This is a genomic window from Sandaracinobacter neustonicus (assembly GCF_006385875.1).
Taxonomy (GTDB): Bacteria; Pseudomonadota; Alphaproteobacteria; order Sphingomonadales; family Sphingomonadaceae; genus Sandaracinobacteroides; species Sandaracinobacteroides neustonicus.
This window is the reverse complement of sequence record NZ_VFSU01000030.1, coordinates 94015-112017: the sequence shown is the minus strand read 5'-3', so window position 1 is coordinate 112017 and position 18003 is coordinate 94015. Positions and strand designations below refer to the sequence as shown.

The 18003-nt window shown below is 66.0% G+C and carries 15 protein-coding genes; 7 read left to right on the top strand and 8 right to left on the bottom strand.

From position 1 onward, the window contains the following. Positions 1–77: 77 nt before the first annotated feature. Complete coding sequence (gene moaC, locus FJQ54_RS13560; RefSeq protein ID WP_140929036.1) at positions 78–566, top strand: cyclic pyranopterin monophosphate synthase MoaC; 489 nt, start codon at positions 78–80, stop codon at positions 564–566. Positions 567–1164: 598 nt separating this feature from the next. Here the strand turns inward: moaC and lexA are convergent. From lexA to FJQ54_RS13545, 3 genes are all read right to left on the bottom strand, one after another. Further along, complete coding sequence (gene lexA / locus FJQ54_RS13555; protein WP_140928951.1) at positions 1165–1890, bottom strand: transcriptional repressor LexA; 726 nt, start codon at positions 1888–1890, stop codon at positions 1165–1167. Positions 1891–1970: 80 nt separating this feature from the next. Next, complete coding sequence (locus FJQ54_RS13550) at positions 1971–3158, bottom strand: molybdopterin molybdotransferase MoeA (RefSeq protein WP_140928950.1); 1188 nt, start codon at positions 3156–3158, stop codon at positions 1971–1973. 19 nt (positions 3159–3177) lie between these two features. Beyond that, on the bottom strand, positions 3178–3765 hold the full coding sequence (locus FJQ54_RS13545; RefSeq protein ID WP_140928949.1) for a urate hydroxylase PuuD: 588 nt from the start codon (positions 3763–3765) through the stop codon (positions 3178–3180). Between the two features lie 156 nt (positions 3766–3921). Here FJQ54_RS13545 and FJQ54_RS13540 point away from each other — a divergent pair, with 156 nt between their 5' ends. Then, positions 3922–4782, top strand: a complete 861-nt coding sequence (locus FJQ54_RS13540) for a DMT family transporter (RefSeq protein WP_140928948.1) — start codon at positions 3922–3924, stop codon at positions 4780–4782. A gap of 91 nt (positions 4783–4873) precedes the next feature. Beyond that, positions 4874–6187, top strand: a complete 1314-nt coding sequence (locus FJQ54_RS13535) for a cytochrome P450 (protein WP_140928947.1) — start codon at positions 4874–4876, stop codon at positions 6185–6187. Between the two features lie 25 nt (positions 6188–6212). Here FJQ54_RS13535 and FJQ54_RS13530 read toward each other — a convergent pair whose 3' ends face one another. Next, on the bottom strand, positions 6213–6791 hold the full coding sequence (locus FJQ54_RS13530) for a hypothetical protein (RefSeq protein WP_140928946.1): 579 nt from the start codon (positions 6789–6791) through the stop codon (positions 6213–6215). Between the two features lie 75 nt (positions 6792–6866). Next, positions 6867–7991 (bottom strand): baeRF11 domain-containing protein, encoded by a 1125-nt coding sequence (locus tag FJQ54_RS13525; RefSeq protein ID WP_140928945.1) that lies wholly within the window; start codon positions 7989–7991, stop codon positions 6867–6869. 495 nt (positions 7992–8486) lie between these two features. Here FJQ54_RS13525 and FJQ54_RS13520 point away from each other — a divergent pair, with 495 nt between their 5' ends. Further along, on the top strand, positions 8487–10610 hold the full coding sequence (locus tag FJQ54_RS13520; RefSeq protein ID WP_140928944.1) for a TonB-dependent receptor domain-containing protein: 2124 nt from the start codon (positions 8487–8489) through the stop codon (positions 10608–10610). Positions 10611–10914: 304 nt separating this feature from the next. Here FJQ54_RS13520 and FJQ54_RS13515 read toward each other — a convergent pair whose 3' ends face one another. Both FJQ54_RS13515 and FJQ54_RS13510 read right to left on the bottom strand, forming a co-directional pair. Beyond that, positions 10915–12564, bottom strand: a complete 1650-nt coding sequence (locus tag FJQ54_RS13515) for an NAD+ synthase (protein ID WP_140928943.1) — start codon at positions 12562–12564, stop codon at positions 10915–10917. Between the two features lie 32 nt (positions 12565–12596). Then, positions 12597–13940: a DUF1254 domain-containing protein gene (locus FJQ54_RS13510; protein WP_140928942.1), complete on the bottom strand. Its 1344-nt coding sequence runs from the start codon at positions 13938–13940 to the stop codon at positions 12597–12599. A gap of 151 nt (positions 13941–14091) precedes the next feature. Here FJQ54_RS13510 and FJQ54_RS13505 point away from each other — a divergent pair, with 151 nt between their 5' ends. Genes FJQ54_RS13505 through FJQ54_RS13495 form a run of 3 tightly spaced genes read left to right on the top strand, consistent with a single transcriptional unit; the run spans position 14092 to position 17076 of the window. Further along, complete coding sequence (locus FJQ54_RS13505) at positions 14092–15258, top strand: acetyl-CoA C-acetyltransferase (RefSeq protein WP_140928941.1); 1167 nt, start codon at positions 14092–14094, stop codon at positions 15256–15258. Next, entirely contained in the window at positions 15258–16172 is a 915-nt protein-coding gene (locus tag FJQ54_RS13500; RefSeq protein ID WP_140928940.1) for a crotonase/enoyl-CoA hydratase family protein, read from the top strand. Before FJQ54_RS13505 ends, FJQ54_RS13500 begins: the two co-directional genes overlap by 1 nt. Then, the gene (locus FJQ54_RS13495) at positions 16165–17076 is read left to right on the top strand and encodes an alpha/beta fold hydrolase (protein ID WP_140928939.1); all 912 of its coding nucleotides are present in this window, start codon (positions 16165–16167) and stop codon (positions 17074–17076) included. Before FJQ54_RS13500 ends, FJQ54_RS13495 begins: the two co-directional genes overlap by 8 nt. On the opposite strand, the gene FJQ54_RS13490 is transcribed toward FJQ54_RS13495, so the two are convergent. Continuing rightward, a complete protein-coding gene (locus FJQ54_RS13490) occupies positions 17016–17906 on the bottom strand; it encodes a transglutaminase-like domain-containing protein (protein WP_140928938.1) in 891 nt (296 codons plus the stop codon). The two genes, FJQ54_RS13495 and FJQ54_RS13490, sit on opposite strands and share 61 nt — an antisense overlap. Positions 17907–18003 lie beyond the last annotated feature (97 nt).

Here is an 18003-nt window from a genome sequence, read left to right as displayed (position 1 = left end):
GCAATCTGCCGGAGAGCGATCTCGCACATCCTCCATTAAGTGGGCTGACCCATCCGCCGGTAAGCGGGCCTACCCATCTGCCGGAGAGCAGGCTCACCCATTTGGACGACTCCGGCGCGGCCCGCATGGTGGACGTGGGGCACAAGCCCGCCACCACCCGCATCGCCGTCGCCGAAGGCCGCATCCTGATCGCCGCCCCTGCGCTCGCCGTCATTCGCGAGGGCACCGCGAAAAAGGGAGACGTGCTGGCCACCGCCCGCATCGCCGGAATCATGGCCGCCAAGCGCACGGCCGAGCTGATCCCGCTCTGCCACCCACTGCCTCTCGGCAGTGTCTCTATCGACCTCGCTCTCAGCGAAACCGGCATCACAGCCACGGCCACCGCCACCACCACCGGGCCAACCGGCGTGGAAATGGAAGCCCTCACCGCCGTCTCCGTAGCCCTTCTCACACTCTACGACATGGCCAAGGCAATGGACCGCAGCATGCGCATCGAAGGCATAAGGCTATTGGAAAAGCGCGGCGGCAAATCCGGCGATTGGCGCACTGCAACAGACGAAAGCTGAATGGGCAGCATCGGTTCGATGGCGCCCAACTCATAATTGGGCGACTGCATCCTTTGCAAACGCGCATCCCTTGTCTGTCCTCTGTCCCGCTCAGGCTGAGCCTGTCGAAGCCCCGGACGTGAAAGTACAATGGCCGCGCCGGGGGCTGTTCCATGGGCTTCGACAGGCTCAGCCTGAGCGGAGGGAGAGGGTCACGGTGAAGGCAGAAAATCCGATGCGTTAGCAGGAAACATGATCGCCAAGAATTTGCCAGATCATAATGACTTATGCTGATCCCGAGCGACTCCTCACCGCAACGGGAAACAGCGGCTACACTGTCGGCCTTTTCAAATGTCGCTTCTCAAGACACTGGCTACCTGAAGCACGACGCAAACCGCTGCGCTGAGTGCAATGCCGAAAACCGCTGCAATGGAGATCAGGAACCAAAACTCGGCTGAACCAAAGCCGAGCCGAGCAAAGATGAGCGCCGCAGCATAAACCCCCAAGCTGACGAGCAGACATCTCCACGCGGCACTCCGGGCTCTCATAGTGCAATGGTGCCGCCCAGTATCCCTTCGGTCAACAGAGGGCCTGTCCCGGCCAACGCACGGTCTCCCGCTCAATAGCGCCGCAGCAGCCCCGCCAGCTTGCCCTGGATCTTCACGCGGGAGGGTAGATAATATTGCGGGTCGTACAGGCTGTTGGCCGGATCGAGCCGGATCATGCCCTTTTCCCGATGCAGATATTTAAGCGTCGCTTCGGCATTGTCGATCAGTGCCACCACGATCTCGCCGTCGCGCGCTTCCTCTGCCTTTCGGATCAGCGCGAAGTCGCCGTCGAAGATGCCCGCTTCGATCATGGAATCGCCCGAAACCTGCAGCGCATAATGTTCGCCCGGCCCCAGCAGCGCCTGCGGCACGGCCAGTTGCTCATGATCCTCGATCGCCTCAATCGGCAGGCCGGCGGCGATCTTGCCCACCAGCGGCACAGCGATGGAGGGCGCGTCGTGCGGCTGCGCCCGGTCCGCTTCGGCCTTGCGGGCGCGGGCCGCAGCAAGATCCGCCACCGGCGCGGAGCCTGTCACAGGAGAGCCTGCCACAGGAGAGGACGACGCCCCGGCCACAGCCTGCCCGCCGGGCAGGCGCATCACCTCCAGCGCACGGGCGCGGTTGGGCAGGCGGCGCAGGAACTGCCGTTCCTCCAGCGCGCCGATCAGCCGGTGCACGCCGGATTTGGATTTCAGATCCAGCGCTTCCTTCATCTCCTCGAACGAGGGCGACACACCGGTTTCCGCCAGACGTTCGTGAATGAACAGCAGCAGTTCATGTTGCTTCGCGGTCAGCATCTTGCGCCTCGTCCGATATGGAACATGCAAGGAACATTAAGGGAACCAAGCGGAACAGGTCAAGCACTTTGTTGGACCTCTCAGAGGGTTAGCACCGGAACGGATGTTCCCGCCTTCAGCGCCGGGCCATGTTCGGGCCTGACCAGCAGCGCATCGGCCCCCGCAAGCACGCCCAGCAGGCTGCTGTCCTGCCGCCCCGCCGGGGTAACGCCCTCTCCCGAAAGCCGGGCGCGAAGGAACTGGCGGCGCGCGCCATTGGCAGGCAGATCGACCAGCGTCGGCACCTGCCGAACCACATGCTGCGGCGCCGGATCGCCCGCCATCCGCTTCAGCAGAGGTAGCAGGAACAACCAGCCGCACACGAAGGCGGACACCGGATTTCCAGGCAGACCCACCACCAGCATGTCCCCCATCCGCCCGGCCATCAGCGGCTTGCCGGGTTGCATCGCCACCCGCCAGAAATCCAATTCCGCCCCTGCCGCCAACAGCGCCGGGCGCACCAGATCATGATCGCCAACAGACGCCCCGCCCACCGTCACCAGCAGGTCGAACCCCTCGGCCGACGCCAGCGCAGTGGCCAGCGAATCGGCCCGGTCCGCCGCGATCCCCAGATCCCGCACATCGGCATAAGGGTGCAGCAATTCGTGCAGCATCAGCGCGTTCGAAGCGACGATCTGCGAATGGCCGGGCATCACGCCGGGCGGCACCAGCTCGTCCCCGGTGGAGAGCAGCGCCACGCGCGCACGCCGGTGAACAGCCAGTTCCGCCAGCCCCGCCGCAGCCAGCAGGCCCAGCCGCGCCGGGCCAAGCCGCTCCCCCACCAACGCCACGGGTTGCCCGGCCGCGAAATCCTGCCCGCGCCGCCGGATATGCGCGCCCTCGCGTGGCGGGCCATCATGCGGAAAGCGCAATTCCCCGCCCGTCAGCACCGCATCTTCCTGCACCGCGACCGTATCTGCCCCCGCAGGCACCTGCGCGCCGGTGAAGATGCGCACCGCCTCTCCATCGCGCATAGCCCCTTCGAACGGCCGCCCGGCGGCGGATTCACCCGCCAGCCGGAACGGCCCCGGCAGGCCGCCAAAGCGGATCGCATAGCCATCCATCGCGCTGACATCGGCGGGCGGCTGCGTCAGTCGGGCGACGGCCTCGGCGGCCAGAAATCGCCCCCCCGCGTCTGTGATCGGCAGCCGCTCGGCGGGCAATGGCGCGCCCAGCAACAGCAGCCGCGCGAGTGCCTCATCAAAGGAAATCGGGGCGGTGCCCGCCATCGGTCACCGCCGCCCGAAATCAGACGCCGCCGAGCCAGCCCTGCGTCACCATGCAATAAAGCATCGGCAGCGACAGAACCGTATTGGTGCGGCTGAAGATCATCGCCGTGGTGGCCGCCTTCGCCTTGGTGTCGGCATCTGCCTCCACCAGCCCCAGCGCCTTTTTCTGGTTCGGCCAGATCACGAACCACACGTTGAACGCCATGATCAGCGCCAGCCACATGCCCAGCCCGATCACCCGGAAGCCCGGCTTCAGCATCAGCGCTTCGTGCAGATAGCCGCTCAGCATCGCCACGATCAGCCCCGTCAGCACGGTGAAGGCAGCGGCCCAGCGGAACCAGAACAGCGCTTCGGGCGCGATATATTTGGAAACGCCCGGCTTCAGCTCGGCAGGCACCTTGGGCATGGTGGGGATCTGCACGAAGTTGAAATAATAGAGCAAACCGATCCACATGATGCCGCACAGCACGTGCAGGAAGCGGAATACGCCGTTCACGAAATGGCTGCCCTCGCTGATCAGCGAGCCGTGGAAGCCGAACAGCACCACCAGCAGCAACGCCACGCTCAGCAGCAGTGCGGTGGAGAGATTGCCCAGAAGCTTTGCCATCGTTTGTCCCCTCTCATCCCTGATTTCCGGCATTCGCCGGGGCCCTGAAATCTCCGGCCTCAGCCGGGGCCGCTTGCGCGCGGCTCGTGGTGGAAACCATGCCAGCGCCGGGAAGCGGTTGCAATCATTTCGCAAAGCCGCCAACGCGGGGCCGCCATGCCCGCACGCCCCATTCTCCTCTATATCATCGGGGTCGCGATCTTCTGCGCGATGGACGCGGCCATGAAGAAGCTGGTGGAAACCAACCCGGCGGTGATGGCCACCTTCTGGCGCTATCTGGCGGCCACGATCTTCGCCATCCCCTTCTGGCTGCGCGCCGGGCGTCCGCGCGTGACAGCGGAGATGCTGCCCGTGCACCTGCTGCGCGGGGCGGTCCTCGCTTTGTCTGCCTTCGCCTTCTTCTGGTCTCTGAAGAGCCTGCCGCTGGCGCAGGCGATCACCCTTGCCTTTATCGCCCCGTTGCTGATTCCGCCCATCGCCTCTGTGTTGCTGAAGGAACGGATGCAGGGCGGCAGCATCACGGCGGGCCTGATCGGCTTTGTGGGCGTGATCGTGGCGGTGGGCCTCAACCCGGATCAATGGTCGCCGGACCAGTTGCTGGGCGTGGGGGCTGTGCTGTTTTCCGCGCTCACCTACGCCATCACCGTGGTGCTGATGCGGATGCGCGCCGCGAAGGATGGCGCGGCGATCGTCAGCCTGCTGGGCGCAGGCATTCCCGCGCTGGTGCTGGCGGGCCCCATGCTGCTGCTGGTGCCGCCCGAAGGCCTGCTGCCGCACGGCGAGGAATGGCTGCTGGTGCTGATCGCCGGGCTGACGGGGGCGGTAGCGCTGCAACTGCTGGCGCGCGCCTATGCCATGGCAGAGGCGCAACTGCTCGCCCCGTTCGAATATAGCGCGCTGCTGTGGGCTGCGCTTTATGGCTGGATCTTCTTCGCAGAGCCGGTTTCCACCCGCACATGGGCCGGGGCCATCATCATCGGCGGCGCCTGCCTGTGGCAGGCCCGGCGGGCCGCCTGATACCGGCTGACACCCTCGCCTTTGAATAGCTAGCCAGCCCGCCCCTCCCCGCCCTAGCAATCCCATAAAACCGCTGGGAGGCGAGACAGACATGGCGACACAGGCATTCAGCTGGAGCCGCGAGACGATCGACGATCGGATCGTGAACCCCGAAGTCTATACCGACACGGCCGCATTGCTGGCCGATTACGCCACGCTGAGGCGCGACGATCCGGTGCACTGGACTGAACCCAAAGGTTACCGCCCCTTCTGGGCCATCACCCGCCATGCCGACATCACCAGCGTCTCCAAGGCGAACGACCTCTTCATCAACCGCGAGCGCACCTACCTCTCCCCCATCGAGGGCGAGCAGTGGATTCTGCAGACGACGGGCGACACCCATTTGTTCCGCACGCTGGTCGATCTGGACGATCCGGAACATCGCAAACTCAGGCAGATCACCCACAGCTGGTTCCAGCCGGGCGCGGTGAAAAGCAACCTTGAACCCAAGGTGCGCGCAATTGCCCGCGAGCATATCGAGCTGATGAAATCGCGCGGCGAGACACTGGATTTCGTCAACGAAGTCGCGCTGTTCTACCCCTTGCGCGTTATCATGGAAATCCTGGGCGTCCCGCGCGAGGACGAGCCGATGATGCTGAAGCTGACGCAGGAGACCTTCGGCTCACTGGACCCGGACGTGATCGCCCGCTCGCAGATGCTGACGGAAGGTGCCAGCTTCTGGGGCGGTTCCAGCGGCAACAAGCAGGTGGACCTGTTCCAGCTGGCGCAGGTGTTCTTCCAATATTTCGGTGCCGTCATCGCGGACCGCCGCGCCAACCCGCGCGACGATGTGGCGACCGTGATCGCCAACGGCCTGATCGACGGCCAGCCCATCCCCGAGCGGGAGGCGCTGTCCTACTATGTCATCACCGCGACCGCCGGGCATGACACCACCAGCACCTCGGCGGCGGGCGGCTTCTGCGAACTGGCGCGCAACCCTGCCGAACTCGCCAAGCTGAAGGCGGACCCCTCGCTGATTCCGCTGTTCGTGGAAGAAGCCATCCGCTGGACCACGCCGGTGAAGCATTTCATGCGCACCGCCACGCAGGACACCGAGCTGGGCGGCAAGACCATCCGCAAAGGCGACGCACTCGCGCTGTTCTACATGTCTGGAAACCGCGACGAAGCGGTGTTCGACGAGCCGGACCTGTTCAAGGCGGATCGCAACCCCAACAAGCACATCGCTTTCGGCCATGGCGCGCATCTGTGCCTGGGCATGCATCTCGCCCGGCTGGAACTGAAAATCCTGTTCGAGGAACTGCTGCCGCTGATCGACACGCTGGAACTCACGGCAGAGCCGAAAATCTCCACCGGCAACTTCGTGAACGGGCTGAAGACACTGCCGGTGCGGGTGACCTGGGCGTAAGCGGCGGCCATCCGATCATCGCCGCTCAGCCCCGCGCGGGGTGCAGTTGCACCTCCGCTGTCTTCAGGCGTTTCAGCAGGCCGATGCGGTAGCGGCTGGGCCACCAGGAATAGAGCAGCAGGTCCAGCGGGTGCCACAGGCCGACCCAACCTGCGATGATCAGGCTTTCGCGCAGCAGCGCCTGCAGAAAGGGCGGCAGGATCGTCAGCAGATCGACCAGCGCGGCGAGGATCAGGCAGGCCGCCAGAAACAGGCCGCCCATGCGCAGCGACTGGCGGGTTTCGCGGCGGAGGAAGAACAGCGCCTCCTCCTCGCCGGCGATGCGGGCGGCGGCGTGAGCTTTCAGCGTGCTGGCAAGTTGTGCCTGCGCGGCCGGGCTGACCTGATCGGCCGGGGCGCTGATGCGCAGTTGCAGATGCCCCTCCTTCGGCAGTTTCGCGCGCTTCAGCCGTTGCAGCACCATCTCCACGCCGGACTGGCCGAGATGGCTGCCCGCCAGCGGGTCGATCTCCGGCGCTTCGAACAGGTAGCGGGTATCGCTGAGCGCGAGGTCCATCGACAGGCTGTCGGAACGGTCGGACAGCTGGACCGGGGGTATCTGCATCGCTGGCTCCGCTTGGCTGGAAAAGGGGCGGCGAACATGGGCCGCCCCCTTCCCTAGCAGTTCGATGGCCCTACGTCAGGCGGCCCAGCGCAGGATCGCCGCGACGGGACTGTCCGTAGGCAGATCGTCCGTGCGGACGGCCAGCACCCGCGCACCCGATTGCAGCGCGCGGCGCGCCACTTCGTCCACCACGCCATAGGCCTTGGCATCGTCCACCTCGGCGAACGTCACCGCGCCGGTTTCCTCGTCCACAAAGCCGGGGACGATGCGGTCGATATCCACCAGCAGCGTCTGCACCGCACCCTGCGTCGCGGCGCGCGCGGCCTGATCGATATCCGCCGTCGCGCGGCCCTGACCCTTGCGATCATGGAACTGCGCGTTCAGCGCCGCCACTTCCTCCGCGTTCAGCCGGTCCAGCAGACGACGCGCGGCCTCTGACAGCTCGCTGTCCGTCAGCGATTCCGGGGTGGCATCGATGCCGAAGGGGGCCAGATGCGGATAGCTGGAGATGCTGCGATAGATGCCGCCCAGCGCCGTGTCTGCCACGAGGAACAGCGGCACATGCTTGCCCGCCAGATAGGGGCGCAGCGCGCGATCCACCGAACGGCAGAACTGGCCGATCAGGCCGCGACGGCCGGACGCCGTATCTGTGCGGCGGCTTTCCGTCTTCACGCCCATGGAGGAAATGCCCAGCGCGTCCGTCGCGCTTTTCGGCAGATCGGCCACGCGCACTTCTGTCGCGGCCTGATCCGCCGTCAGTTGCAGCAGCCGCACATGGCCTTCCGCCAGCGCCAGCACATAAGCCGCCTGCCCGAACGTCACGGCGCGCAGCAGCGGCTTCAGGTGAAAGCGGTCGGATACGTCGAAGGCGGGCGTCAGCGCGTTGGGCACGCGGAAGGTGCGCAGACTGTCCGGCGTGGCATAGATGGCGAGGCTGTTCGCCTGAAAGCGCCAGAATTCATCATCCTCCACCAGTTCGTGCAGGGCCTCGGCGATGGCCTCGCGCTCTTTCTTCGGGTGGCCTGCCGCTTCCAGCTGCGCGTCCACCTCTCCCGCCAGATTCTTCAGCACCGTGCGGTCGCCGGAGATTTCGCCGGACACCGGCGTGGTGGGCAGGAAGATGGAGACGCTGGCCGGATTGCGCGCCTCTGCCAGCGCGAGAAGGTCTGACTGGGCCGGGATATCGACGTGCAGGAACATGGGTGCTCTTTCGCTTCGTTGCTGTTGAACCGAATTGTAGCGCCGTTCTTTTGCGTTTTGCTTGTGCCAGATCATGAAACCAGGTCGGACACCGCATCTGGCCGCGATCACCCGGCCATTTGGCGCAAACGCAACGGCGGGGCCTGACGCGGGGGGATGCGTCAGACCCCGCCAGCTTCCAACCCTATGGAAGTTCATCGGAGCGTTTCGATCTGACCGCCCGGACATATCTGCGCCCGGCGGCTTGCCTCAACTGCACAATAGGCCCTCCCGGATTGAGGGGAGGTGAACGGTGAGAGCTGATCCGGCGGCTGGCGGAAGCGGCTTGTTGCAGCATCGACATGGGCGTTCCGGGCCAGCGCGCAGGGCATCGGGCTGCTTTTCCGCTGTGACAAGATGAACGTCAGCTGACTGTTGACACCCGCCGCTGCCGCCGCCAATAGGCGCGGGCGAATTGCTATTGCTAATTCGTCTCAATATAAAATTGGAGAAACAATGATCCTGTCTGCCCGCCGCCTGTCGGCCTCCACCATCGGCTCAACCCTTGCAGGGGTTGCGCTTCTGGCGCTGGCGGTGCCCGCGCAGGCTGCCGATGCCGACATCGAAGCCCCGGCGGATACCATCGTCGTCACCGCAGCGGGCTTTGAGCAAAAGATCAGCCAGGCCCCGGCCAGCATCAGCGTGATTACCCGCGAGGATCTGTCCGAAATCCGCTTCGGCAGCCTTGCCGAGGCGCTGCAGCATGTGCCCGGCGTCGATGTCGGCGGCGAAGCGGGTAAGACGGGCGGCCTCAACATCTCCATTCGTGGCATGTCCAGCGATTACACGCTGACGCTGATCGACGGCCGCCGCCAGAACACGCCCGGCAGCGTGACGCCCAACGGATTTGGCGAAACCTCGTCCAGCTTCATGCCGCCGATGGCCGCCATCGAGCGGATCGAAGTGGTGCGCGGGCCGATGTCCACCCTCTATGGCTCGGATGCGATGGGCGGGGTGGTGAACATCATCACCCGCAAGGTGGGGGACAGCTGGGTCGGCACCGTCAGCGGCGAAAGCACCATCCAGTTCGATGAGCGCTTCGGCAACATCCAGTCGCTCAACGGCTTTGCGCAGGGGCCGGTGGTGAAGGATTTGCTGGGCCTGACCGTGCGCGGCAGCATCTTCCACCGCGCGGCCTCTCACATCGAGATTCCCGGCAACCCGGCGCTGTCGCTGGGCCGCAACCCGGTGCAATCCGACATCGGCAGCTATGGCGGACGCATCTCTCTCACGCCGCACAAGGATCATGACATCTGGTTCGAATATGATCGCAACCAGCAGCGTTATGACAACAGCCGGGGCCAGCTGGGCACGCTGGGCATTTCCGGCGGTTATACCGACGAGCAGCGCTTCAACCGCACCTCTTACGTGCTGGCGCACAGCTGGCGCACCGGGCTCGGCACGCTGGATACCACGCTGAGCCGGGGCGATACCGAAACCATCGGCCGCACCCTGCCGCGCGGCACGCCGGGCAAGACGGCGGGCGATCCGCGCACGCTGGAAGCCCGCAATGACATCATCGACAGCCGCTTCGCAGGCGAGCAGGGGCCGATCGGCTTCACCGTGGGCGGGCAATATTGGAAGGCGCGCATGGTCGACGGCGTTGCCCCCGCGCCGTTCAAATTCACCCAATGGGCGGGCTTCGGCGAAGCGACATGGGCCATCGTGGAGCAATTCCGCCTGACGGGCGGCGTGCGCTACGACAACCACTCCAGCTTCGGCGACCACTGGTCGCCGCGCGTCTATGCGGTGTGGAACGTGAACGACGATCTGACGGTGAAGGGCGGCGTTTCCAGCGGCTTCAAGACGCCGCGGCTTGAGCAGACAGCCGAAGGCATTGTCGGCTTCGGCGGGCAGGGCACCATCCCGCTGCTGGGCACGCCGGGGCTGATGCCGGAAAAGAGCACCACGTTCGAAGCCGGTGTCTATTATGACGCCAACGGCTTCTTCAGCGGCAGCGCCACGCTGTTCCACAACAAGTTCAAGGACAAGATCGCAACCGGCGAAGGCGTGCCGAACTGCCAGTTCGCCGGCAACCCCAACCGCCCGGGCTGCGTGGACGTGGGCAATTTCCCGAACGTGGACCTGTTCGCGCAAACAGTGAACATCGACGAGGCGGTGACCCGCGGCGCGGAAGTGAGCACCCGCCTGCAGTTCACCTCCGCGCTGAGCCTGAGCGTGAATTACACCTACACGCACAGCGAACAAAAAAGCGGCCCACAGGAAGGCCTGCCGCTGATCGGCACGCCCAAGCATATGGTGAACGGCAATCTGCGCTGGGCCGTCAGCGACGCCGCCAGCCTGTGGGTGCGGGGGGAGGCCCGTTCCAGCCGCTGGCGCGGGCAGACCGTGCAGCAGACCGCCGTGGGCGATTTCCGCGCCTATGAGCTGTTCCACCTTGGCGGCACGGTGCAGATGGGGCCGAACCTGCGTTTTGCAGCGGCTATCTACAATATTCTGGACACCGATTACGCCGTTTACGTGCCGTATCAGAGCGGCAACAGCACGGTTTACACGCCTGCCTATTCCATCAATCAGGACGGGCGGCGGCTGTGGCTGTCTGCGACGGTGGATTTCTGAGGTTTGGTTGGGGGGGCCTGCCCCCCGGCCTCTTTCTTCCTCAACCCGGATCAAGTCCGGGGTGACGGTTGTGGGTGTGGGGAGGTTGGCGGGTTTGGCCAACCGTTGACACCCCCTCTCCAACTCTCCCCCTTACAGGGGGAGAGAGTCGCGGTGCGCCGCAGGCAATCGAATCTGATCAGCCGCACGACGTTGGAGTTGGGGCACGACGTCAATTTTGAGGGTGCAGGGAAATCATTTCCCTGCCGGGTTCCAAGGGCAGAGCCCTTGGTCGCGCGGTGCGCAAAACCAACCCGTCGCGAACCTACCCCCCGGTGCGGAAGGCGTTGGTGATCGGGTAGCGCCGGTCGCGGCCGAAATTGCGCGGGCCGATCTTCACGCCCGGGGGGGCCTGCCGCCGCTTGTATTCCGCGATGTAGAGCAGCCGTTCGATGCGTTTCACCGTTTCGAGGTCGGCGATCCCGCGCGCGACGATGTCGGCGGCGGCGAGTTCCTCTTCCACCAGTCCGTGCAGGATCGGGTCCAGCACGTCATAGGGGGGCAGGCTGTCATCGTCGCGCTGGTTTTCGCGCAGTTCGGCGGTGGGCGGCTTGGTGATGACGCGCTCGGGCATCACCGCGCCATCCGGCCCCAGGCCGAGGCGGGGGCGCTGGGCGTTGCGCCAGCGGGAGAGGCGGAAGACGGTGGTTTTATAGGCGTCTTTCAGCACATTGTAGCCGCCTGCCATGTCGCCATAGATGGTGGCGTAGCCGACGGACATCTCGCTTTTATTGCCTGTTGTCAGCAGCATATGGCCGAACTTGTTGGAAAGGCCCATCAGCGTCACCATGCGCAGGCGGGACTGGGCGTTTTCCTCCGACGTGTCGCGCGGGCGGCCAGCGAACTGGCCGGCAAGCATCATCTCCATCGCGGCGACGGCAGGTTCGATGGGGATATTGTCCAGCTTCACGCCCAGCAACCGGGCGCACATGGCGGCGTCATCCAGGCTTTCGCGGCCGGTGAAGCGGCTGGGCAGCATCACGCACCAGACCTTGTCCGCCCCCAGCGCATCCACCGCGACGGCGGCGGAAAGGGCGCTGTCGATGCCGCCGGAAAGCCCCAGCACCACGCCGGGGAAGCGGTTGCGGCCGACATAATCGCGCAGGCCCACCAGCATGGCGTGATAGATTTCCTCGTCATACACGTCCGGCATGTGGCGGGTGCCGGGGGCGAAGCCGGTGTCGCGATGCCAGTTCAGGGTGACGGTGGCTTCGTCCCAGTCGGGCAAGCGGGCCATCAGCTCGCCGTTCGGATTCACGGCGAAGCTGCCGCCATCAAAGACGATTTCATCCTGCCCGCCGGTGCGGTTCACATAGAGAAGCGGCAGGCCGGTTTCGCTTGCGCGGGCGCGGGCCAGCGCCAGCCGCCGGTCTTCCTTGCCGATCTCGTACGGGCTGCCGTTGGGCACGATCAGCAGTTCGGCCCCACGCGATTTCAGATGCGCGCAGACTGTGGGTGTCCACATATCCTCGCAGATGGGCAGGCCCAGCTGCACACCGCGGAAGGGGATCGGATCGGGCAGCGGGCCGGGGCGGAACACGCGCTTTTCATCGAACACGCCATAGTTGGGCAGATCATATTTCAGCGCGGTGGCGACGATGCGGCCGCCGTCCAGCAGGGCATAGCCATTGTGCAGCCCGTCTGCGGTTTCGGCCGTGGTGCCCACCAGCAGGGCCGGGCCGCCATCGGCGGTGGCGGCGGCGAGGCGTTGCAGCTGCACCATGCAGGCGGCGTGCAGCGCGGGCTTCAGCACCAGATCTTCCGGCGGGTAGCCGATCAGCGACAGTTCCGGCGTGACGATCAGGTCCGCCTCCGCAGCGGACGCACGCGCGCGCAGGATGGCGGTGGCATTGCCTGCAAGATCGCCCATCGAAGGGTTCAACTGCGCGGCGGCGATCTTCAGCGAGTCTGCCATGGCCCAGCCTTAGAATGGCGGGGGCCGTTTGCCTACTGCCCCGGCGGCTTTGCCTGCTCCACCCGTTCCACCGGCGGCAGCCGCCAGCTGCCGTTGCGGATCGGCTCACCCGGGCGATAGGCGCGGAAGGCGAGGTTGAACGGCCCGCTGGCAGGCGATGGCAGCCAGTTCGCCTCCGGCCCCGGATCGGTCGGCTGGATCGTGATCGTCAGGCTGCCGTCTGCGTTGCGCTTCAGGCCCTGTGTGCGATCACCCACTGCATAGCGCTGGATCGGGTTTTCCACGAAGAACAGCCGCCCGTCCGGCAGCCGTTCATAGAGCGACAGGCTCCAGAACGCGCCGACCGGCACATTGGCGGGGATCGTCAGCCGGTAATGGTGCGCGCCGTCGAAATCCTGCCGATCTGAATCCAGCACGGCCATCCAGTAGGTGGCTTCTTCCTTGGGCAACGCCGCCAGCCCGCCCAGCGCCACCGCAGAGCGGACCGCATCTGTCGCCGAAGCCGTGCCGATCCCCGGCGGCGGGTTGGACCAGCCGTCATCCGTGCTGCGCGCGCCCGCGTTCAGCCCGGCCTTCAGCTTGTCGAAGGCGCGCGGCAGGATGAAGCGCCACAGCCATTGCCGCCACACCGGCAGCGCCTCGAACGCCTCCCCGCCCTGCCCATAGCCGGTGGCGGCCAGCGCCGGGCGGGCCAGATAGGGGTTTTCCGCGATCACCGGGTTGGCGCGGCGCAGCAGCATCGCCGGATCGGGCAGCACCGGCAGCACCACGGCTTCGCGCTGCGGGCGGCGGCTGGCTTCCGGCACCTCCAGCGTGAAGCCCGCCTGCGCGGCGCGCGCGGCCTCCAGATCGGCCGGGCCATCCACCAGCGTGCGGATCAGCAGCCAGCCCTCCTTCGAGGGCACCAGATGGCGTGGCGGCGCACCATCCACGCCGGGGATCGTGCCCGTCTTGCCGTTGCCGAACGCGATCTCATGCCGGCCCTCGTCCGTCTCGCGCAGCAGGATCACATTGTCCGTGCGGGAATCCATCACCACGGCGCTGGCATAGCGGCCATTCAGCTTCGGAATGGTCAGCAGCACCGGCCCGGCGGAAAGGTCGAGAAAGGCGGTGGAATAGAGCGTGTCATTGTTGGGGGTGGTGATGGTGCGGTCGCGCGGGCCGGACAGCGTGCTTCGGTGAATCAGCAGGTTCGATCCATTCTCCCCCCGGTGGGCGATGCGCAACAGCTGTTCGTTGCGGGCGCGCACGATGCTGTAGACGGGGAAGGCCGCCAGCGCGGCCTCGCTGGTTTCGGCGATGGGCGTGCGCAGCCACATCCAGCCCGCGCCCAACAGCGCCGCCACCAGCAGCAACACGATCAGCAGCTTCTTCACGCCCGCATCCTCCCCGCCAGTCTCTTTCGCCCACCTTGCGCCCTTCGCCGCCGAACGCAAGAGCCGCCGCCTTCCCAAGAAAGCGAGGGGACAGCAGCCGGGCGGCGGCGCAATGCTGGGCCGGACAGATGGATTCAAGGGAGCAGTGAAGATGGGAACGGCCTATATCGTGAAGGCGCGACGGACAGCAGGCGGACGCAAGGGCGGCCGCCTGAGGGACTGGCATCCCGCCGATCTGGCGGCGCAGGTGCTGAACGATCTGGTGGGGGAGCATGATCCCGCCCTGTTCGAGGATGTGATCATGGGCTGCGTGAACCAGTTCGGGCAGCAGAGCACGAACGTGGCGCGCAACGCGGTGCTGGCCTCGAAACTGCCCGAATCGGTGCCCGGCACCTCTGTAGACCGGCAGTGCGGATCGTCGCAGCAGGCGCTGCACTTTGCCGCCGCCACGGTGATGTCCGGCGTGATGGACGTGGTGATCGCGGCGGGCGTGGAAAGCATGACCCGCGTGCCGATGGCGCTGCCCTTCAAGGCGGCGATGGATGCGGGGGCCGGCACCTATGTCAGCCCGGCAATGCAGGCGCGTTATCCGGGCATCCAGTTCAGCCAGTTCGCGGGCGCGGAGATGATCGCCGCAAAATATGACCTTTCCAAAGACGCGCTGGACGAGTTCGGTTTCGAAAGCCAGCAGCGCGGCGCGGCTGCGGCCAAGGCCAATGCCTTCGCCAACGAGATCGTGCCGGTGACGGGGCTGGATGCGGAGAACAACGCGGTTGAGCATCTGGTGGATGAAGGCATCCGCTTCGAAGCGACGCTGGACGCGACGAAATCGGTGAAGTTGCTGATGGATGGGGGGCGGCTGACGGCGGCGACCTCGTCGCAAATCTGCGACGGCGCCTCTGGCGTGCTGGTGGTGAACGAGGCCGGGCTGAAGAAGCTGGGGCTTGATCCCATCGCCCGCGTGCACAGCCTGACGGTGATCGGCGAAGATCCGGTGGTGATGCTGGAAGCGCCCATCAACGCCACGAAGATCGCCCTGAAAAAGGCCGGCATGAAGATCGACGATATCGACCTGTATGAAGTGAACGAGGCCTTCGCCTCTGTACCGATGGCCTGGCTGAAGGAATTGGGCGCGGACCCGGCGAAGCTGAACGTGAACGGCGGGGCGATCGCGCTGGGGCATCCGCTGGGCGCTTCGGGCACCAAGCTGATGTCCACGCTGATCCACGCGCTGAAGGCGCGCGGCGGCAAATATGGCCTGCAGACGATGTGCGAAGGCGGCGGACTGGCCAATGTGACGATCTTGGAGGCGCTGTGATGGAACGGCTGGAAACCAAGCTGGAGATCGCAGACGGCATCGCCATCCTGACGCTCTACCGGCCCGACAAGCTGAACGCCTTCACCGGGCGGATGATGCACGAGATCATCGCCGCGTTCGACGAGACGGACGCGAACGACGATGTGAAGGTGGTGATCATGACGGGCGCGGGCCGCGCCTATTGCGCAGGCGCTGACCTGTCTGCTGGAGCGCAGACGTTCGATTATGATTCGCGCTCCGAAGATGCCGGGGGGGATACTCCGCAATCCTCGCCGGTGCGCGCGGACGGCAGCGTGGATTACACGCATGAGGCCGTGCGCGATGGCGGCGGCCGCTGCACCCTGCGCATCTTCGAAAGCCTGAAGCCCGTGATCGGCGCGATCAACGGCCCCGCCGTGGGCATCGGCGTGACGATGCAGCTGCCGATGGACATCCGCATCGCCAGCACAAACGCGAAGTTCGGCTTCGTGTTCGCCCGGCGCGGCATTGTGCCGGAGGCCTGCTCCAGCTGGTTCTTGCCGCGCCTTGTGGGGATCAGCCGGGCGATGGAATGGTGCGCGACCGGCCGCGTGTTCGGCGCGCAGGAGGCGCTGGAAGGCGGCCTTGTGCGGCAGGTTGTAGAACCCGACGAGTTGATGCCCACGGCCATCGCGCTCGCGCGGGAGATCGTGGACAACACTGCTCCTGTTTCCGTCGCGCTGACGCGGCAGATGCTGTGGCGGATGCTGGGCGCGGATCATCCGATGGAAGCGCACAAGATCGATAGCCGCGCCATCTATGCGCGCGGGCGGCAGGGCGATGCGAAGGAGGGGGTGATGAGCTTCCTTGAAAAGCGCCCGGCGGTTTACCCGGACAAGGTTTCCACCGACATGCCCGATTTCGTGCCATGGTGGGCCGAACGCCCCTATGAGTGACGCCGATCCGGCACCCGAGCCGCCACTGGCGCATCTGCGCGGGGCCGCGCCGCCCGCGCCCGGCTGGTTCCGCGATGCGGTGGACGCCCCGCACGAGCGGCACCGGCTGCAAGTGGCGGGCGCGGGCATTGAATGGCTGGCGTGGGGGCAGCGCGGCAAGCCCGGCCTGCTGTTGCTGCACGGCAATGGCGCGCATGCGGACTGGTGGCGCTTCATCGCCCCCTTCTTTGCCGAAACCCACCGCGTCGCCACGCTCAGCTGGGGGGGCATGGGCAACAGCGATCATCGCCCGCACTACCGCATGGAGCTGTTCGTTGAGGAGTTGCTGGCCGTGGCCGAGGCCGCCGGATTGTCAGACGCCGGGCCGTTTACCACCGTGGGCCACAGCTTCGGCGGCTTCCCGATGATGGCGCTCGCCAACCGCGAGGGACAGCCGATGGGGCGGGCGATCATATTGGATTCGCCCTTCGATCTCGACCAGCGACGCCGCCCGCGCGGCTCCGGCGGAGACGCCCGGCCGCACACCGTTTATGCAACGCAGGCCCAGGCGCTGGCCCGCTTCCGATGGGCCCCGCCGCAGCCGACCACGCATGAGTATATCGCCGATTTCATCGCCCGCCTGTCCATCCGGCCTCAGGACGGCGGCTTCAGCTGGAAGTTCGACCCCTTCCTGTGGAGCGAGTTCGAACAGCCGCCGGGGAAAGATCCGTTGCTGGCCCCACAATGCCCCGTCACGCTGATGTGGGGCGAATTGTCCGCGCTGGTGCATGGTGGCCTTGTTGAGGACATGGCGCGGCGCCTGCCCGCGGGCACGCCACTGATCCCCATTCCGCAGGCTTACCATCATGTCATGGCAGACCAGCCGCTGGCGCTCGTCTCGGCGCTGAGAGCGCATCTGGCCTGATGCGGCTGCGGGAGGTGCAGACGGGGTGGCACTTCCACCGTGGTCACCTCGAACCGGGCGAGGCTGTGCTGACCGAACGCCGTCAGCATCGCCACGTCGGCGGCGTCCCGGCCCGCCGCGATCAGGATGCGGCCGATACGGGGGCGGTTGTGGCGCGCGTCGAAATCATGCCACTCGCCATCCAGCCAGACTTGGAACCATGCGCTGAAATCCATCGGCGCATCCACCGGCGGCACGCCGATATCCCCCAGATAGCCGTTCACATAGCGCGCCGGAATGTTCAGGCAGCGGCACAGTGCCACCGCCAGATGGGCAAAATCCCGGCAGACACCTCGCCTGTCGTTGAAGGCCCCCAGCGCCGTGCGCTGCGCCCATGCGTGCGGGTAGCCGAACTCGATATGGCCGTGCACGAAATCCACCACCGCCTGCGCCCGCACCCAGCCTTCGGGCACATCGCCGAACTGTGCCCATGCGAAGGGCATCAGCGCCTCCGTCTCGCAATAACGGCTGGGCAGCAGGAATTGCAGCACGTCGTCCGGCAGGTCCGCCACGGCCTGCTGCCGTCCGTGTGGACGCACATGATCGGGCGCGCCGCTGTCGCGGATCAGGAAATCGGATTGCAGCAGCAGCCGCCCGGCGGGCGCGACAAGGCGACGGCAGATGTTGCCGAAACTGTCGCGATAGCTGCGCATCCGCACGCCCGGCGTGGCGCGGATCTGATCCGGCGTGTGCAGCGCGCCGCGCCTGTCCGGGTGCACGTTCAGCATCAGCACCAGCGGCGTGTCGGCCGGGCAGTCGATCTCGATATGGAATCCGGCGTGAATCAGCATGGGGCACTTTCGCAGCTTGCGGGCGCGCCAGCGCACCGCCACACAGGGTTAACGATGAACAGCAGCGCCTGTTCCCGGGGAGAGAGGCTTTGAGCGA